The following is a 13388-nucleotide window of genomic DNA, read 5'->3' on the forward strand; positions in this document are numbered from 1 at the left end:
ATGTGACAGCACCAGGCACGGACCGTCGGTCGCCCTACGAGCGCGCACTCGGCGAGCGCATCTCGGAACTCCACCCGAAGACGGCCTGGTACTTCCGCACGATCCCCGAAGGCCACGTCGGGGTGGGCACCGGGGTGTTCACGACCGCTGGGTCCCGTCATCGATGGCTGTGGCCCGTGTTCCGCATCGCGGAGTCGCTCGGAGTCGCGTTCGCCGGGTGGGAGCACGACGTGCCGTTCCGCATCGAGAACCGCACGGTCGCCGGCGAGGCCCTGGCCGTGAGGCATTTCGACCTTCCGGGGCGCACGTGGGTCATGCCCGACGTCGTCTCGCTCGGCGCGAATCGCATTCTGCGCAACGAGATCGGCCCGCGCCGCACCGTCGTCACGACGTTCGACATCGACGTGCGCGACGGTGCCGTCGTCCTGACCATCCGCCGCGTCGGCATGCGGTTCGGACGGCTGCGCATCGCGGCACCGCGCTTTCTGCGTCCGCGCATCGCTCTCATCGAGAGATGGGACGAGCAGCGCGAGCGGCACCATGTGAACATGACCATCGACGCCCCCCTGCTCGGGCGCGTCTACGAGTACACCGGCTTCTTCGAGTACGCGATCGAGAGCGAGACCCCGTGACCGAACTGACGCCCGTCTCCGCAGGACCCGTCGTGATCGGCGGCTCGACCGGGTTCATGGGGCAGTACCTGATCCCACGCCTGCGGTCCGCCGGGCGGGAGGTCATCACGATCTCGCGGTCAGGCGCCGACATCGCCTGGGGCGACCAGGCGGCGATCGATCGGGCCGTCGACGGCGCCTCCCTCGTGATCGGCCTGGCGGGCAAGAGCGTGAACTGCCGTTACACCCCCGAGAACCGCGCGGCGATCTTCCGTTCGCGCCTCGACACCACGTCGTCGCTGAGCTCCGCCATCGCGAGGGCCGCGAGTCCTCCCCCGCTGTGGATCAACTCCTCGACGGCGACGATCTACCGCCATGCCGAAGAGCGACCGATGACCGAGTCGTCGGGCGAGATCGGCACGGGATTCTCCGTCGAGGTCGCGAAGGCGTGGGAGCGCGCCCTGTTCGCAGACGATCTTCCCCACACACGACGGGTGGCACTGCGCAGCGCGATCGTGCTGGGGCACGGCGGCGTGCTCGGCCCGCTCAAGAACCTGGCCCGCCTCGGCCTCGGCGGGGCGCAGCACGACGGCCGATGGCCGATCAGTCGTGCGCGCCGGGCCGCCGGCACCGGTCACCGACCCGGGGCACGCCGTGGTCGGCAGCGGTTCAGCTGGGTGCACGTCGAGGACATCGCCCGCATCATCGACTTCCTCGAGGCGACGCCGTCGCTCGACGGGCCCGTGAACGCCGCCTCCCCGAATCCGACGGACAACGCCGATTTCATGGCGACCGTGCGGCGGGTGCTCGGCGTGCGCATCGGTCCGCCGATGCCTCGATGGATGCTCGAGCTCGGCGCCGTCGGCATCCGCACTGAGACCGAGCTGATCCTCAAGAGCCGTTGGGTGATCCCCGAGAAGCTCACGGTCGCCGGCTTCGAGTTCGCGTATCCGAACCTCGAAGACGCATTGCGGGAGTCGTTCGACCTCGAGCGCGTCGACTAACGAGGCGCGTCCGCAGTGCCGCTCGACGAGTCGCCGCTCTCGCGTCTGCGCTTCTCGATCTCCTGACGCAGCCGCCATTCCTCGATCTCTCGATCGAGGTCGGCGATCTGCTGCTCGGTGCTGCGGGTGTCGACGGTCGGTGCCGGACGCGGATCGGGCCGGTGCGCCGTCGGCCGCGCGGCCGGACGCATGCGAGGGATCCGAAGACCCGACTCGGAGTACTCCCTGCCGATCGCGAACCACAGCAGACTGCCGATCAGCGGCAGCAGGATCACGATGACGACCCATGCCATCTTCGGCAGGAACCTCACCTGGGCGTCGTCTCTCCTGATGATGTCGACCATCGCGCCGACCATCAGCGCGATGACGAGGAGCGAGAACAGGAACGGCATGTGTTCAGGGTAGACGACGACGTGCTCCCCCGCCGCGGCTACGGCAGCAGGTGCCCGGCCGCGCGGAAGAGCTCGTACCACTCGGCCCTGGTGAGTTCGATGTCGGCGCCTGCGGCGGCATCCTGCACCCGCTGCGGAGTCGTGGTTCCGAGCACGACCTGCATCTTGGCGGGGTGACGCGTGATCCACGCGGTCGCGATCGCGATCGGCGCGACTCCGTATGACGCCGCCAGGCGATCGATCACGCCGTTGAGCTCCGCGTACTCGGGGTTGCCGAGGAAGACACCGGTGAAGAAGCCACCCTGGAACGGCGACCACGCCTGGATCGTGATGCCGTTGATGCGGCAGTACTCGACGATGCCCCCGCCGTCGCGGACGATGCTCTGGTCTTCGCCGGCCATGTTCGCGGCGACGGGCTGTGCGAGGATCGGCGCGTGCGTGATCGAGAGCTGCAGCTGGTTCGCGATCAGGGGCTGAGTCACAGCGGTGCGCAGCAGGTCGATCTGCCGGGGGGTGTGGTTCGAGACGCCGAACGCACGGACCTTGCCTGCAGCCTCGAGCTCGTCGAACGCCCTGGCAACCTCTTCGGGTTCGACCAGCGCATCCGGACGGTGCAGCAGCAGCACGTCGATATGGTCGGTGCGCAGCGCCGCGAGGGACCCCTCGACCTGGCGGACGATGTGCTCGTACGAGAAGTCGAACGTGCCTTCGGCGGGGTTGATGCCGCATTTGGTCTGCAGCACGATCTCGTCGCGCTCGGCGGCGTTCAGCCCCAGCGCCTCAGCGAAGCGCCCCTCGCAGAAGTGCATACTGCCGCCGTAGATGTCGGCGTGATCGAAGAAATCGATGCCCGCGCCGCGAGCCGTGTCGTAGAGCTCGCGGATCTGAGCGTCATCCTTGTCGTCGATGCGCATCATTCCGGCGACGACGGCGGGGGCTGTGGCGGATCCGAATGGGATGGTCTTCATACCCCCACGCTAGTGCGGGCTGGGGGTGAGCCGGGCGACGGGGATGTCGAGCGCCTGCGCGATGTGAGCCAGGTCTGCGACGGTGAAGTCCGCCTCTCCCGACATCTTCTTCCGCAGCGCGCGGCCCGTGATCCCCGTCTGCTGGGATAGCCACTGCAGGCTGTGATCGGCGCGCAGCAGTTCTTCTTCGACCGCAGTAGCCACCACACGTCGCACATCTGTCGTCATTCATAGACAGTATCGCCGCACCCGTGGCGGAACAAGCTTCGCTCGCACCAGTATGACGGCATCCTGGCTTCGGGCCGGTGCTATCGTGACTCACGTGAAGACACCGGGCGAGCAGTTCAACGCGGCGGTCGGCCGCCAGCTCCGCGCCGAGATCGGCGCCGCCGGCAGCAGCATCGCCGCGATGGCACGGGAGATCGGCATCGCCAGGAGCGCACTCGACAACTACGTCACAGGCAAGCGCTCCATCCCGGTGCCCATCGTGTACGCGATCAGCGCCTCCCTCGACATCGAGCCCCACACCGTGATCACTCGTGCAGAGGAGCGGCTTCGCTCCGAGGCCGAGCGTGGCGGCGCCACGATCACCCCGCTGCACCCGCGCACCGATGTCCGTGGTCGACGCGAAGATCGATCCGAAGTCGCGTTCGAGTCGCCGCTCGCCCACGCCGACGACACCGACGATCTCTACGACTGACGACCCTGCGACGAGGAGGACCATGGACACCCTCCTCCGCCTGCTCGAAGAGAACGGGCTGCACCTGATCGAACGCCGCGGCCGCTGCCACGGCGGCTACGAACCGCAGACCGCGACCATCCGCGTCACCCCCGGCCTCAGTCGGAGAGCCACCTGCAGCGTGATCGCCCACGAGCTGGCGCACGCCGTGCTCGGCCACACCCCCGCCGAGGATCCGTCGGTCCGCGCGCGTCAGGAGCGTCGCGCCGACGAATGGGCTGCGCGCCTGCTGATCAGTGCCGATGCCTACGCCGAGGCCGAGAAGGCGCGAGGCACCCACTCGGCGAGCCTCGCGTTCGAGCTGGGAGTGACCATCGAGATCGTGACCGCCTACCAGCGGCTGCTCCGCCGCGTCGGCGACGCCACGTACGTCGGCGCGAAGATGGGCCGAGGCCAATGGGAGCATCGCACCCTGATCGCATGATCCGACGACGGGCACTGCGCTGGTTGAATGTCTGCATGACCTTCCGCACCACCCCGGCCCCGATCACACTCACCGGACGCCTCGTCGAGCTTCGTCCCCTGGACGCCTCGCATCACGACGGCCTCCTCGATGCTCTGAGCGAAGGCGAGCTGTGGAAGCAGGCGTGGTACACCTCGGTGCCGTCCCCCGACGGCCTCGCCGCCGAGATCGATCGTCGCCTCGGTCTGATCGAGAGCGGCGGGATGATCCCCTTCACGGCGTTCGACGCCTCGGGGCGCGTGCTCGGTCTCACCTCGTACTACGACCTCGAGGCCGACGTCCCCCGACTGCACATCGGCTACACCTGGAACCGCCAGTCGGCGCACGGAACCGGCACCAACGCCGAGTCGAAACTGCTCCTGCTCAGGCACGCGTTCGAACAGCTCGGCGTCTTCCGCGTGGGCCTGACCACTCAGTGGGTGAACTTCCAGTCCCGCGCCGCGATCGAACGCCTGGGAGCGAAGCAGGACGGCGTCATGCGGGCGATGAGCCGCTACCGCAACGGTGCGCTGCGAGACAGCGTGGAGTTCTCGATCATCGAACCGGAATGGCCCGCGGTGCAGGCCAACCTCGAGGCGAGGCTGGCCAGACGGGGCTGACTACTCGGTGGCGTTGCCCGACCAGTTGTCCTTGCGACGAGTGGCCGAACCGCCCGCACGCATCATGAACGCGAGCGACAGGCTGGTGACGAGGAGTCCGCCGACGAAGACGATCGCCTGGAAGTCCTCGAGCGACTGCGCGAGCCCCATGAGCCAGATGCCTCCGAGGAAGAGGATCATGAAGAAGATGAAGCTGAGGATCACGGGATCTCCTGTCGTAGCGGCCGTCACCCAGGATACCGCGTAGCGCAGACTCGCCGGCGACGGAACCCCCTGGGCCTCCGTGGCCGACGGTGGTTTCGTGCAGGGCATGAGCACACAACTGACTGCCCTCGCCATCTCCTGCACGCTCAAGCCCTCCCCCGCGGAATCGAGCACCGACCTCCTGGGGTCTCAGATCCTCGCGGCGCTCGCCGAGCACGGGGTCACCGGCGAGCTCGCGCGCGCGGTCGATCACGTCATCAGCCCCGGAGTCGAGGCCGATATGGGCGGCGACGACGAATGGCCCACTCTGCGGAAGAAGGTGCTCGACGCCGACATCCTCGTGCTCCTCACGCCCACCTGGATGGGACAGCACTCGAGCATCGCGCAGCGGGTTCTCGAGCGCCTCGACGCGGAGCTGAGCGAGACGGACGACGCGGGACGACCGATCCTCTTCGACAAGGTCGCCATCGCCGGCATCGTCGGCAACGAGGACGGCGCGCACCACATCGCCGCGATCCTGTTCCAGTCCCTGAACGACGTCGGGTACTCCGTGCCTGCGCAGGCCTCGGTCTACTGGAACGGGGAGGCGATGCACACCGTCGACTTCAAGGATCTCGACGAGACGCCGGAGAAGGTCGCGCAGGCGACGGCGACCGCCGCGCGCAACGCGGCTCACCTGGCCGGCGCTCTCAAGACACAGGGCTACCCGGCCGAGTAGCTCAGGACGCCGCCTTGCTCCCGTCGGCGATCTTCGCCTGCACGTAGTCGTCGATCACGAGCTCCCCTGTCGCATTGAGCGCGTGCATGATCTCCTCGACGCGCTGCTTCTGGATGACCTGCGGTTCAGGCGAGCTGAAGAGGAACTGCAGCGGGATCGCCGGGTGGATCCACACCGTGACGCGGCCCGGATCGCCGCCCTCGGGCGGAAGCCAGGTCATCATGAAGCTCTCCTGGCGGCGCAGCTTCGTGCCGACGATGACCTTCAGATGAGCGAGCGTCTCGTCATCGATGAGGATCGGCTCCGATGTGCCGTCATACCGCAGTCTTCCCATGAAAGAAACCGTACCCCGGCGTGCGCCTCATCGTGTACACGCATGCGCGATCAGACACGGCGGAACGTCACGACCTCATCACGGCGCGAGCGCTCGACGCTCAACCCCGCGAGTTCGAGCCGACGGAAGACCCGACGCGGCAGCGAAGGCAGCTCACTGGTACGGCCGGGCGGCGCCTCGGCGAGCCCGGTGATCAGTGAGAGGTCGATCCCCGCGCCCCGCACCTCGAGGCGGGCGTAATCCGAGCGGGTTCGCCAGACGAGGTGCTGCAGCTGGCGAAAGGGGATGCGGTGCGTCGCGGACCCGGCGCGGATGCGCAGCTCATCGTTGCCGAACACGACGCTGCACGACAGCGTCCGACGACGCAGCGCAGCCCTGAGCACCAGATAGACCGGGAGCCCGACGACGACACCCGCCAGGATGATCGTGAGACGGGCGCCGACGCGCATCACGGCATCGTCGAAGGAGATGAGCAGCAGCGTCCCTGCGACGCCGACGACCAGGACCACTCCGACGATGGCGAGCGTCAGTGTGCGCATACGCAGGTCGAGGGCGGAGAACTCCACGCCCGAGCCGTCGCCGCCCTCGTCGCGCTCCCACTCCGGTGCGGCGGGAGGTGGTCGTCTCTTCGCGTCACGACGCCCGATGAGAGCCGTGACGCGAGACAGGAGACCCAGCCAGATCCATCCGGCTGCGGGGCCCGCGGCGATCTGCAGCACGATGACGACCGCGCGCACCGGTTCGGGCAGGCCTCCCAGCAGGGCATCATCCGACTCGATCACGACGATCATCACGGCAGTCAGGCACACGGCGACACCGAGATGCACCGCGACACCGGTGCGCGCCGGCCGCATCTCCATCGTCGCGTTGACGAAGGAGAACGACACACTCCAGCCGCCGAGCAGCATCAGCAGGAACGGGAAGAAGCCGAGGTCGTCACCCACGATCGTCCACACCATCGCGGCGATCAGGAGCAGCAGTCCCCAGGCGAAAGGAGCGCGCACGAACCTGCGACCGATCTCCTGCCTGAGCCGCCTCTCCGAGGTCGTCTCGGGCGCTGTGTCGGTCATCGCAGCAATCCTAGGACGAGACCCGACGTCATCACGGGAGCAACGAGTCGCGCGCAGCAGTACCGTGGATCCATGACCGCTCCTGTTGATCCGACGCACACTCCCGCCTGGTCCGAGCTCGCCGCGCTGCGCGAGTCGATCACCGCCGATCTGCGGGGCTGGTTCGCCGCCGACGCCGACCGCGCAGAACGTCTCTCGTTCCCGCTCGCGGACCTCCATGTCGATCTGTCGAAGAACCTCGTCACCGACGAGGTGCTGGCCGCGCTTCTCCGCCTCGCCGAGCAGACGGGTGTCGCCGAGCGATACGCCGCGATGCTCGCCGGCGATCACCTCAACACCTCCGAAGACCGAGCGGTGCTGCACACGGCACTGCGCCGGCCGGCCGGAACCTCCCCCGCTCTCGTCGTCGACGGGCAGGACGTGGATGCCGATGTGCAGGCCGTGCTCGACGCGCTCAGCGCTTTCGCCACCCGGGTACGATCCGGCGAGTGGCTCGGCATCACCGGCAAGCGCGTCACCCACGTGGTCAACATCGGCATCGGCGGCTCCGACCTCGGACCGGTCATGGTCTACGAGGCGCTCAAGCCCTACGCGGATGCCGGCATCGAGGCGCGGTTCGTGTCGAACATCGACCCGACCGACCTCGCGCAGAAGACCTCGGACCTCGATCCCGAGACGACGCTCTTCATCGTCGCGTCGAAGACCTTCACCACCCTCGAGACGCTCACGAACGCCCGCCTGGCGCGCGATTGGCTGTGGGCCGGCCTCCAGGCCTCCGGTGCCATCTCCGACGACGACGACGCCCGCACCGACGCCGTGGCGCACCATTTCGTGGCGGTGTCGACCGCGCTCGACAAGGTCGCCGCGTTCGGCATCGATCCGGCCAATGCGTTCGGGTTCTGGGATTGGGTGGGCGGTCGCTACTCGGTCGACTCCGCGATCGGTCTGTCGCTCGCGATCGCTCTCGGTCCTGACGCGTTCCGCGAGCTGCTGGCCGGCTTCCACTCCGTCGACGAGCATGTGCGCACCACCCCGCTCGAGCGAAACGTCCCCGTGCTGATGGGTCTGCTCAACGTCTGGTACGTCAACTTCCACGGCGCCCAGTCGCACGCGGTGCTCCCCTACGCGCAGCAGCTGAGCCGGTTCCCGGCCTACCTGCAGCAGCTGACGATGGAGTCCAACGGCAAATCCGTGCGGTGGGACGGCACGCCCGTGACCACCGACACGGGCGAGGTGTTCTGGGGCGAGCCGGGCACCAACGGCCAGCACGCGTTCTACCAGCTCATCCATCAGGGCACGCGGCTGATCCCGGCGGACTTCATCGCCTTCGTCAACCCGGCGTACCCGCTGAGCGACGGCGGTCAGGACGTGCACGAGCTGTTCCTGGCGAACTTCCTCGCGCAGACCAAGGCCCTGGCCTTCGGCAAGACCGCCGAAGAAGTCGAGGCCGAGGGAACCACGGGAGCGCTCGTGGCCGCGCGCACCTTCCCCGGCAACCGCCCGACCACGTCGATCTTCGCGCCCGCTCTGACGCCGCGGGTCCTCGGTCAGCTCATCGCCCTCTACGAGCACATCACGTTCACCCAGGGCACGATCTGGGGCATCAACTCGTTCGACCAGTGGGGCGTCGAGCTCGGCAAGCAGCTCGCGATGCAGATCGCACCGGCGATCGGCGGCGACGAGTCGGCGATCGACGCGCAGGACGCATCGACGAAGGCGCTGCTCGCCTACTACCGCGAGAACCGGAAGTAAGCGAAGGCCGGCGAGACGCGATGGCGTCGACCTCGCCCGGCGACCCGCACATCCGTGCGCGTCGCCGGGTTCTGCTCATCGTCGCCGGGCTGGTGATCGTGGCGGGTCTCGTCACGCATCTCGCCGGTCGCGGTCCGATCGCCGACGCGACCGGCGATGCCCTCTACGCGGCGATGATCTACCTCGTCGTCGCCATCGTGTTCCCGCGCGCCGCCTTCTGGATCGCCGGAGCGACGGCCCTGGCCCTGTGCACGTTGATCGAGTGCTTCCAGCTCACCGGCCTGCCAGAGCTGTGGGCGCAGAATTTCTGGCCGGTGAGACTCATCCTCGGAGTCGGCTTCGACGTGCGCGACCTCGCCGCGTATGCGGTGGGTGCGTGTGCCGCGACTCTGTGCGACTTCGTCCTGGAGCGTCGCCGCCCGGCGCGCGCCTGAGAGACAGCGAAAGACCCCCGGAGCGGTGCTCCGGGGGTCTTGCTGTCGGTGGACCTAAGGGGATTCGAACCCCTGACCTCCTCGATGCGAACGAGGCGCGCTACCAACTGCGCCATAGGCCCTGACGTCTTCTACGCTATCACGCTCGAAGACTCTCTCGTGCCGCGCTGATCAGCCGGCTGCGCGCTTCGCGAGGAGGTCGCGCACGTGCGCCTCGATCTCGGCGTCGTCGACATATCCCATCTTCGCGAACGGAGAAGCTGCCGCCGGAGCGGCCGGGATCTGCACCGGTGTCGCCGGAGCAAGGCGCTCGGCCCACTCACGCAGCTCAGCGAGGCGAGCCGCGGTCCGGCGCTCCTCCTGGGCATCGAGCTCTGCCCGCGCGACCTGGGCACGAGAGCCTGCGACAGTCACCAACGGCTCGGGCAGCGGACGGGGAGTCCACGTCGCTCGACCCTGGTCGTGCAGTTCGGGTGTCACCCTCTGCACGGGCTGCTCGGCGACACGAACGGAACGTCGGGCAGCGCGCTCGGCGACCGACGACATGCGCTGCAGGGCATAGCCGGCCACGACGATCATGGCTCCGCCGACCCACAGCAGCGCCTGCGTCTGCACGGCGATCAGCTGCCACACGCCCAGCCCGGCGAGAACGACACCGAGAAGAAGAGTCGAGGTGGCGACGATGCGCACGCGGCGACGAGCGCGAGCCTGCCGGATGACAGGGTCTGCCCTCGTGGCCGCGAGCTCTTCCCGCAGAAGCATGAGCTCGGCGGCTTCCTTCTCGGACTGCAGGCGCTTCGCGAGCTTCTGCTGCGCGAGAGCCGTCCGCGCGTTGAGCTCGAGACGCACCTCGCCTGGCGTCTCGCTGGTCTCGGCGAGCACCCGAAGTGCCTGGTTCAGCCTGACGGCGTTGCGCTCAGCGGCGTCGTACTGGAAGCGTCCGCGCCACGACGGCAGCAGATAGAGCATCCACAGGAGCACAGCGACGAGGACTATCACTCCCCCGCTCAGCACTGGCCCGTCCATGTCGACAACGGTACGGGAACATCGATGGTCACGACGCTCAGTGGCAGCGTGTGTCGCGACGAGTTCCGAACTCAGCGGCGTGTCAGAGCGCGAAACGGTCGGACGGAGGGATCGTCGCGGCGTCGGGAGGCACCTCGCCGTTCAACCACCGAGCCAGCACACCCTGCGGCACATCCTCGCGCGTGAGGGCGAACGCGTAATGATCACGCCAGTCGCCGTCGATGTGGATGTACCGGCGACGCAGACCCTCGTAGCGGAACCCGAGCTTCTGCACGACCCTCAGGCTCGCGACGTTCTCGGGCCGGATGCAGATCTCCATCCGATGCAGTGCGTACTCGGTGAAGCACGCATCCGTCGCGAGCGCGACGGCCGTCGGCGTGATGCCCTTGCCCGCGAACCGCTCGCTCACCCAGTAGCCGATCGTCGCCGAGCACAGCGACCCCCTGGCGACTCCCCAGACGTTGAGCTGCCCGGCGATCTCGCCGTCGTACTCCATGACGAACGGGTAACCCGCGCCGTCTCGGTACTGCTGGAGCAGACGACGGATGCTGAGGCGCATGTCGAACGAGACCGAGCCGTACGGGACGGTGGCCTCCCACGGCTGCAACCAGGAGCGATTGCTCAACAGTTCGTGCTGCAGAGCCCTCGCGTCCCGAGAGCGCACGAGACGCAGCTCGATCGGACCGTGCCGCATCCCCGTAGCCTGATCCATCCGAGCGCCCACGACCCCGCGATGACGCCTAGAGGCGTTCCGCGAACTCCTTGAGCCACGGTCGCAGCTCGGGGCCGAGGTCGTCCCGGTCGGAGGCCAGCTGCACGATCGCCTTGATGTAGTCGACGCGGTCACCGGTGTCGTACCGGCGTCCGCGGAAGATCACGCCGACCACACCGGGGCCCTCGGGCCTGGTCGCCAGCACCTGCAGTGCGTCGGTCAGCTGGATCTCTCCGCCCTTGCCGGGTTCGGTGTGCTCGAGCACCTCGAAGATCGACGCGGGAAGAACATAGCGACCGATGATGGCGAGGTTCGACGGAGCGTCTTCGGCGGCCGGCTTCTCGACGAGATCGGTCACGCGCACGGCGTCCGATCCTTCGAGGTCCTCTACGGCCGCGGCGCCGTACATGTGGATGTTCGCAGGATCGACCTCCATGAGGGCGATCACCGCGGCGCCGGAGCGCTCGTGCTCTGCGATCATCTCGGTCAGCAGCTGGTCGCGCTCGTCGATGAGGTCGTCGCCGAGGAGAACCGCGAAGGAGCTGTCGCCGACGTGCGTGCGCGCACGCAGCACGGCATGACCGAGGCCCTTCGGCTCGCCCTGACGGACGAAGTGGATGTCAGCGAGATCACTCGAGTGGATGACCCTGGCCAGGCGTCCGGTGTCGCCCTTCTCCATCAGCTTCACCTCGAGCTCGGGAACCGAGTCGAAGTGGTTGGAGATCGCGTTCTTGTTGCGACCGATGATGACGAGGATGTCGTCGATCCCTGCGGAGGCGGCTTCTTCGACCACGTACTGGATGGCCGGCTTGTCGACGACCGGCAGCATCTCCTTCGGCATCGCCTTCGTCGCCGGCAGGAACCGTGTTCCCAGTCCTGCGGCGGGAATGACAGCCTTCATCTTCCGTATACCCATCCACACAGCCTAGCGGGCCTGCCGCCGTAGACTCGGAGGCATGCCCCACGACGTCGAGCACGAGAAGCGCGCGCTCCGCGCCGAGCTCCGCGAACGCCGCCAGCTGCTGAGCGACGCGCAGCGGGAGACCGCGGCCTCCGCCCTCACGCAGCGACTCGACCAGCTCGTCGAGTCGCTCGGCGCCCGGTCGATCTCGTGCTTCCTCTCAACCACGACCGAACCCGGCACGAGGGAGTTCGTCACGGCGGCCGTGCGCCGCGGCATCCGTGTCCTGCTTCCTGTGACCCGCGCAGACGGCCTGCTCGACTGGGCGGTGGCGACCGATGACGACGACGTCGCCGAGGGTCTGTTCGGTCTGCCCGAGCCGACAGGCGAGGTGCTCGGTCCGATCGCCGTGAACGACGTCGACCTGATGATCATCCCCGCCGCCGCGGTAGACCGCACAGGGATGCGCATGGGCTGGGGGCGCGGGTACTTCGACAAGACCATCGGATCGATGGAGAAGTGCCCTCCCGTCTACGCAGTCATCTATGATTCCGAGGTACTCGACTTCCTGCCGAGGGAGGTTCACGACCAGCCGGTCACCGGCGTCGTGACTCCCACGCAGACCCTCCACCTGTCGCCCACGCGACGCTGACCCGCGAGGATCGCCATGCCCACCTATGCCTATGCCTGCCGTTCGTGCGGCCACGCCTTCGACGCCGTGCAGAGCTTCTCCGACGACGCCCTCACCGTCTGCCCCGAGTGCGGCGGAGAGCTGCGCAAGCAGTACGGATCGATCGGCGTGACCTTCAACGGATCGGGTTTCTACCGCAACGACTCGCGCGCGGGGTCCGGCGCATCCGCGTCCGCACCGGCATCATCGAAGTCGGAGCCGGCGAAGAGCACCACTCCGGCACCCGCGTCGACCAGCACCTCTTCCTGACAACATCGACTCTTCGGAGGCATTCATGCTCAAAGGCTTCAAGGACTTCATCCTCCGCGGCAACGTCATCGACCTGGCCGTCGCCGTGGTCATCGGCACCGCGTTCACGGCGATCGTCACCGCCGTGGTCAACAGCATCATCACCCCGCTCGTCTCGCTGTTCTTCAAGGCCGACGCGACCGGCAACTTCGGGCCGCAGCTGCAGAGCATCTACGGCGACACGGTCACGTTCCCGATCGGCGACCTGATCTCGGCGGTCATCAGCTTCCTGTCGGTCGCCCTGGTGGTGTACTTCGTCTTCGTCCTGCCGATGAACACGTTCAAGGCGCACGTCGAGGCTCGCAAGGGCACGCCGGCCGAGCAGCCGGAGGAGGAGCCGGCCGCGGCCACCGAGGCCGAGCTCCTCGTCGAGATCCGCGACCTGCTCGCTCGGAACAGCACGCGCAGCTGACGCGCAGCCGTCCTACGACGAAGCGCACGGTCCTTGTCGGGCCGTGCGCTTCGTCGTATCCCCCGGAGAA

The 13388-nt window shown here is 67.9% G+C and carries 20 protein-coding genes and 1 tRNA gene; 11 read left to right on the top strand and 10 right to left on the bottom strand.

Translation table 11 applies throughout. The features are described 5' to 3' along the window. Positions 1 to 2: 2 nt before the first annotated feature. Positions 3 to 632 carry a DUF4166 domain-containing protein gene (locus tag ACIP5T_RS15420; protein WP_400865320.1) on the top strand — a complete coding sequence of 210 codons (630 nt, stop codon included), beginning with the start codon at positions 3 to 5 and terminating at the stop codon, positions 630 to 632. Then, positions 629 to 1615, top strand: coding sequence for an epimerase (locus tag ACIP5T_RS15425; RefSeq protein ID WP_400865322.1), 987 nt, complete (start codon positions 629 to 631; stop codon positions 1613 to 1615). Before ACIP5T_RS15420 ends, ACIP5T_RS15425 begins: the two co-directional genes overlap by 4 nt. On the opposite strand, the gene ACIP5T_RS15430 is transcribed toward ACIP5T_RS15425, so the two are convergent. Genes ACIP5T_RS15430 through ACIP5T_RS15440 form a run of 3 tightly spaced genes read right to left on the bottom strand, consistent with a single transcriptional unit; the run spans position 1612 to position 3203 of the window. Further along, positions 1612 to 2007 (bottom strand): PLD nuclease N-terminal domain-containing protein, encoded by a 396-nt coding sequence (locus tag ACIP5T_RS15430; protein WP_400865324.1) that lies wholly within the window; start codon positions 2005 to 2007, stop codon positions 1612 to 1614. The genes ACIP5T_RS15425 and ACIP5T_RS15430 overlap by 4 nt on opposite strands. Before the next feature lie 38 nt (positions 2008 to 2045). After that, positions 2046 to 2975, bottom strand: a complete 930-nt coding sequence (locus tag ACIP5T_RS15435) for an aldo/keto reductase family oxidoreductase (protein WP_400865327.1) — start codon at positions 2973 to 2975, stop codon at positions 2046 to 2048. A gap of 9 nt (positions 2976 to 2984) precedes the next feature. Continuing rightward, positions 2985 to 3203 (bottom strand): hypothetical protein, encoded by a 219-nt coding sequence (locus ACIP5T_RS15440; RefSeq protein WP_400865329.1) that lies wholly within the window; start codon positions 3201 to 3203, stop codon positions 2985 to 2987. 94 nt (positions 3204 to 3297) lie between these two features. Between ACIP5T_RS15440 and ACIP5T_RS15445 the strand changes: the two genes are divergently transcribed. Genes ACIP5T_RS15445 through ACIP5T_RS15455 form a run of 3 tightly spaced genes read left to right on the top strand, consistent with a single transcriptional unit; the run spans position 3298 to position 4776 of the window. Continuing rightward, positions 3298 to 3675, top strand: a complete 378-nt coding sequence (locus ACIP5T_RS15445; RefSeq protein ID WP_400865331.1) for a helix-turn-helix domain-containing protein — start codon at positions 3298 to 3300, stop codon at positions 3673 to 3675. Between the two features lie 22 nt (positions 3676 to 3697). Further along, complete coding sequence (locus ACIP5T_RS15450; protein WP_400865334.1) at positions 3698 to 4138, top strand: ImmA/IrrE family metallo-endopeptidase; 441 nt, start codon at positions 3698 to 3700, stop codon at positions 4136 to 4138. Between the two features lie 35 nt (positions 4139 to 4173). Beyond that, positions 4174 to 4776 (top strand): GNAT family N-acetyltransferase, encoded by a 603-nt coding sequence (locus tag ACIP5T_RS15455; RefSeq protein WP_400866983.1) that lies wholly within the window; start codon positions 4174 to 4176, stop codon positions 4774 to 4776. Here ACIP5T_RS15455 and ACIP5T_RS15460 read toward each other — a convergent pair whose 3' ends face one another. Beyond that, positions 4777 to 4980: a hypothetical protein gene (locus ACIP5T_RS15460; RefSeq protein WP_400791830.1), complete on the bottom strand. Its 204-nt coding sequence runs from the start codon at positions 4978 to 4980 to the stop codon at positions 4777 to 4779. It abuts the gene before it with no gap. Positions 4981 to 5086: 106 nt separating this feature from the next. Here ACIP5T_RS15460 and ACIP5T_RS15465 point away from each other — a divergent pair, with 106 nt between their 5' ends. Then, positions 5087 to 5698 carry a flavodoxin family protein gene (locus ACIP5T_RS15465; RefSeq protein ID WP_400865337.1) on the top strand — a complete coding sequence of 204 codons (612 nt, stop codon included), beginning with the start codon at positions 5087 to 5089 and terminating at the stop codon, positions 5696 to 5698. 1 nt (position 5699) lies between these two features. Here ACIP5T_RS15465 and ACIP5T_RS15470 read toward each other — a convergent pair whose 3' ends face one another. Then, entirely contained in the window at positions 5700 to 6032 is a 333-nt protein-coding gene (locus ACIP5T_RS15470; protein ID WP_400865339.1) for a hypothetical protein, read from the bottom strand. Positions 6033 to 6082: 50 nt separating this feature from the next. Then, positions 6083 to 7102, bottom strand: coding sequence for a hypothetical protein (locus ACIP5T_RS15475; RefSeq protein WP_400865342.1), 1020 nt, complete (start codon positions 7100 to 7102; stop codon positions 6083 to 6085). A gap of 72 nt (positions 7103 to 7174) precedes the next feature. Here ACIP5T_RS15475 and pgi point away from each other — a divergent pair, with 72 nt between their 5' ends. Both pgi and ACIP5T_RS15485 read left to right on the top strand, forming a co-directional pair. Further along, positions 7175 to 8854, top strand: coding sequence for a glucose-6-phosphate isomerase (pgi, locus tag ACIP5T_RS15480; protein ID WP_400865344.1), 1680 nt, complete (start codon positions 7175 to 7177; stop codon positions 8852 to 8854). A gap of 20 nt (positions 8855 to 8874) precedes the next feature. Next, a complete protein-coding gene (locus tag ACIP5T_RS15485) occupies positions 8875 to 9288 on the top strand; it encodes a DUF2809 domain-containing protein (RefSeq protein ID WP_400865347.1) in 414 nt (137 codons plus the stop codon). 49 nt (positions 9289 to 9337) lie between these two features. On the opposite strand, the gene ACIP5T_RS15490 is transcribed toward ACIP5T_RS15485, so the two are convergent. The 4 genes from ACIP5T_RS15490 to galU form a co-directional block, all read right to left on the bottom strand. Next, positions 9338 to 9410, bottom strand: a tRNA-Ala gene (locus ACIP5T_RS15490). Between the two features lie 49 nt (positions 9411 to 9459). Then, complete coding sequence (locus ACIP5T_RS15495) at positions 9460 to 10314, bottom strand: hypothetical protein (RefSeq protein WP_400865350.1); 855 nt, start codon at positions 10312 to 10314, stop codon at positions 9460 to 9462. A gap of 82 nt (positions 10315 to 10396) precedes the next feature. Further along, the gene (locus ACIP5T_RS15500; RefSeq protein ID WP_309694366.1) at positions 10397 to 11008 is read right to left on the bottom strand and encodes a GNAT family protein; all 612 of its coding nucleotides are present in this window, start codon (positions 11006 to 11008) and stop codon (positions 10397 to 10399) included. 46 nt (positions 11009 to 11054) lie between these two features. Continuing rightward, the gene (gene galU, locus ACIP5T_RS15505) at positions 11055 to 11942 is read right to left on the bottom strand and encodes a UTP--glucose-1-phosphate uridylyltransferase GalU (RefSeq protein ID WP_400865353.1); all 888 of its coding nucleotides are present in this window, start codon (positions 11940 to 11942) and stop codon (positions 11055 to 11057) included. Between the two features lie 40 nt (positions 11943 to 11982). Here galU and ACIP5T_RS15510 point away from each other — a divergent pair, with 40 nt between their 5' ends. Genes ACIP5T_RS15510 through mscL form a run of 3 tightly spaced genes read left to right on the top strand, consistent with a single transcriptional unit; the run spans position 11983 to position 13318 of the window. Continuing rightward, positions 11983 to 12579 (top strand): 5-formyltetrahydrofolate cyclo-ligase, encoded by a 597-nt coding sequence (locus ACIP5T_RS15510; RefSeq protein ID WP_400865355.1) that lies wholly within the window; start codon positions 11983 to 11985, stop codon positions 12577 to 12579. A gap of 15 nt (positions 12580 to 12594) precedes the next feature. After that, the gene (locus ACIP5T_RS15515) at positions 12595 to 12867 is read left to right on the top strand and encodes an FmdB family zinc ribbon protein (protein ID WP_400865358.1); all 273 of its coding nucleotides are present in this window, start codon (positions 12595 to 12597) and stop codon (positions 12865 to 12867) included. Between the two features lie 25 nt (positions 12868 to 12892). Then, positions 12893 to 13318 (top strand): large conductance mechanosensitive channel protein MscL, encoded by a 426-nt coding sequence (mscL, locus tag ACIP5T_RS15520; protein WP_400865361.1) that lies wholly within the window; start codon positions 12893 to 12895, stop codon positions 13316 to 13318. Positions 13319 to 13388: the final 70 nt, after the last annotated feature.

Origin of the sequence: Microbacterium sp. NPDC088619 (genome assembly GCF_044752825.1) — a bacterium.
GTDB lineage: Bacteria > Actinomycetota > Actinomycetes > Actinomycetales > Microbacteriaceae > Microbacterium.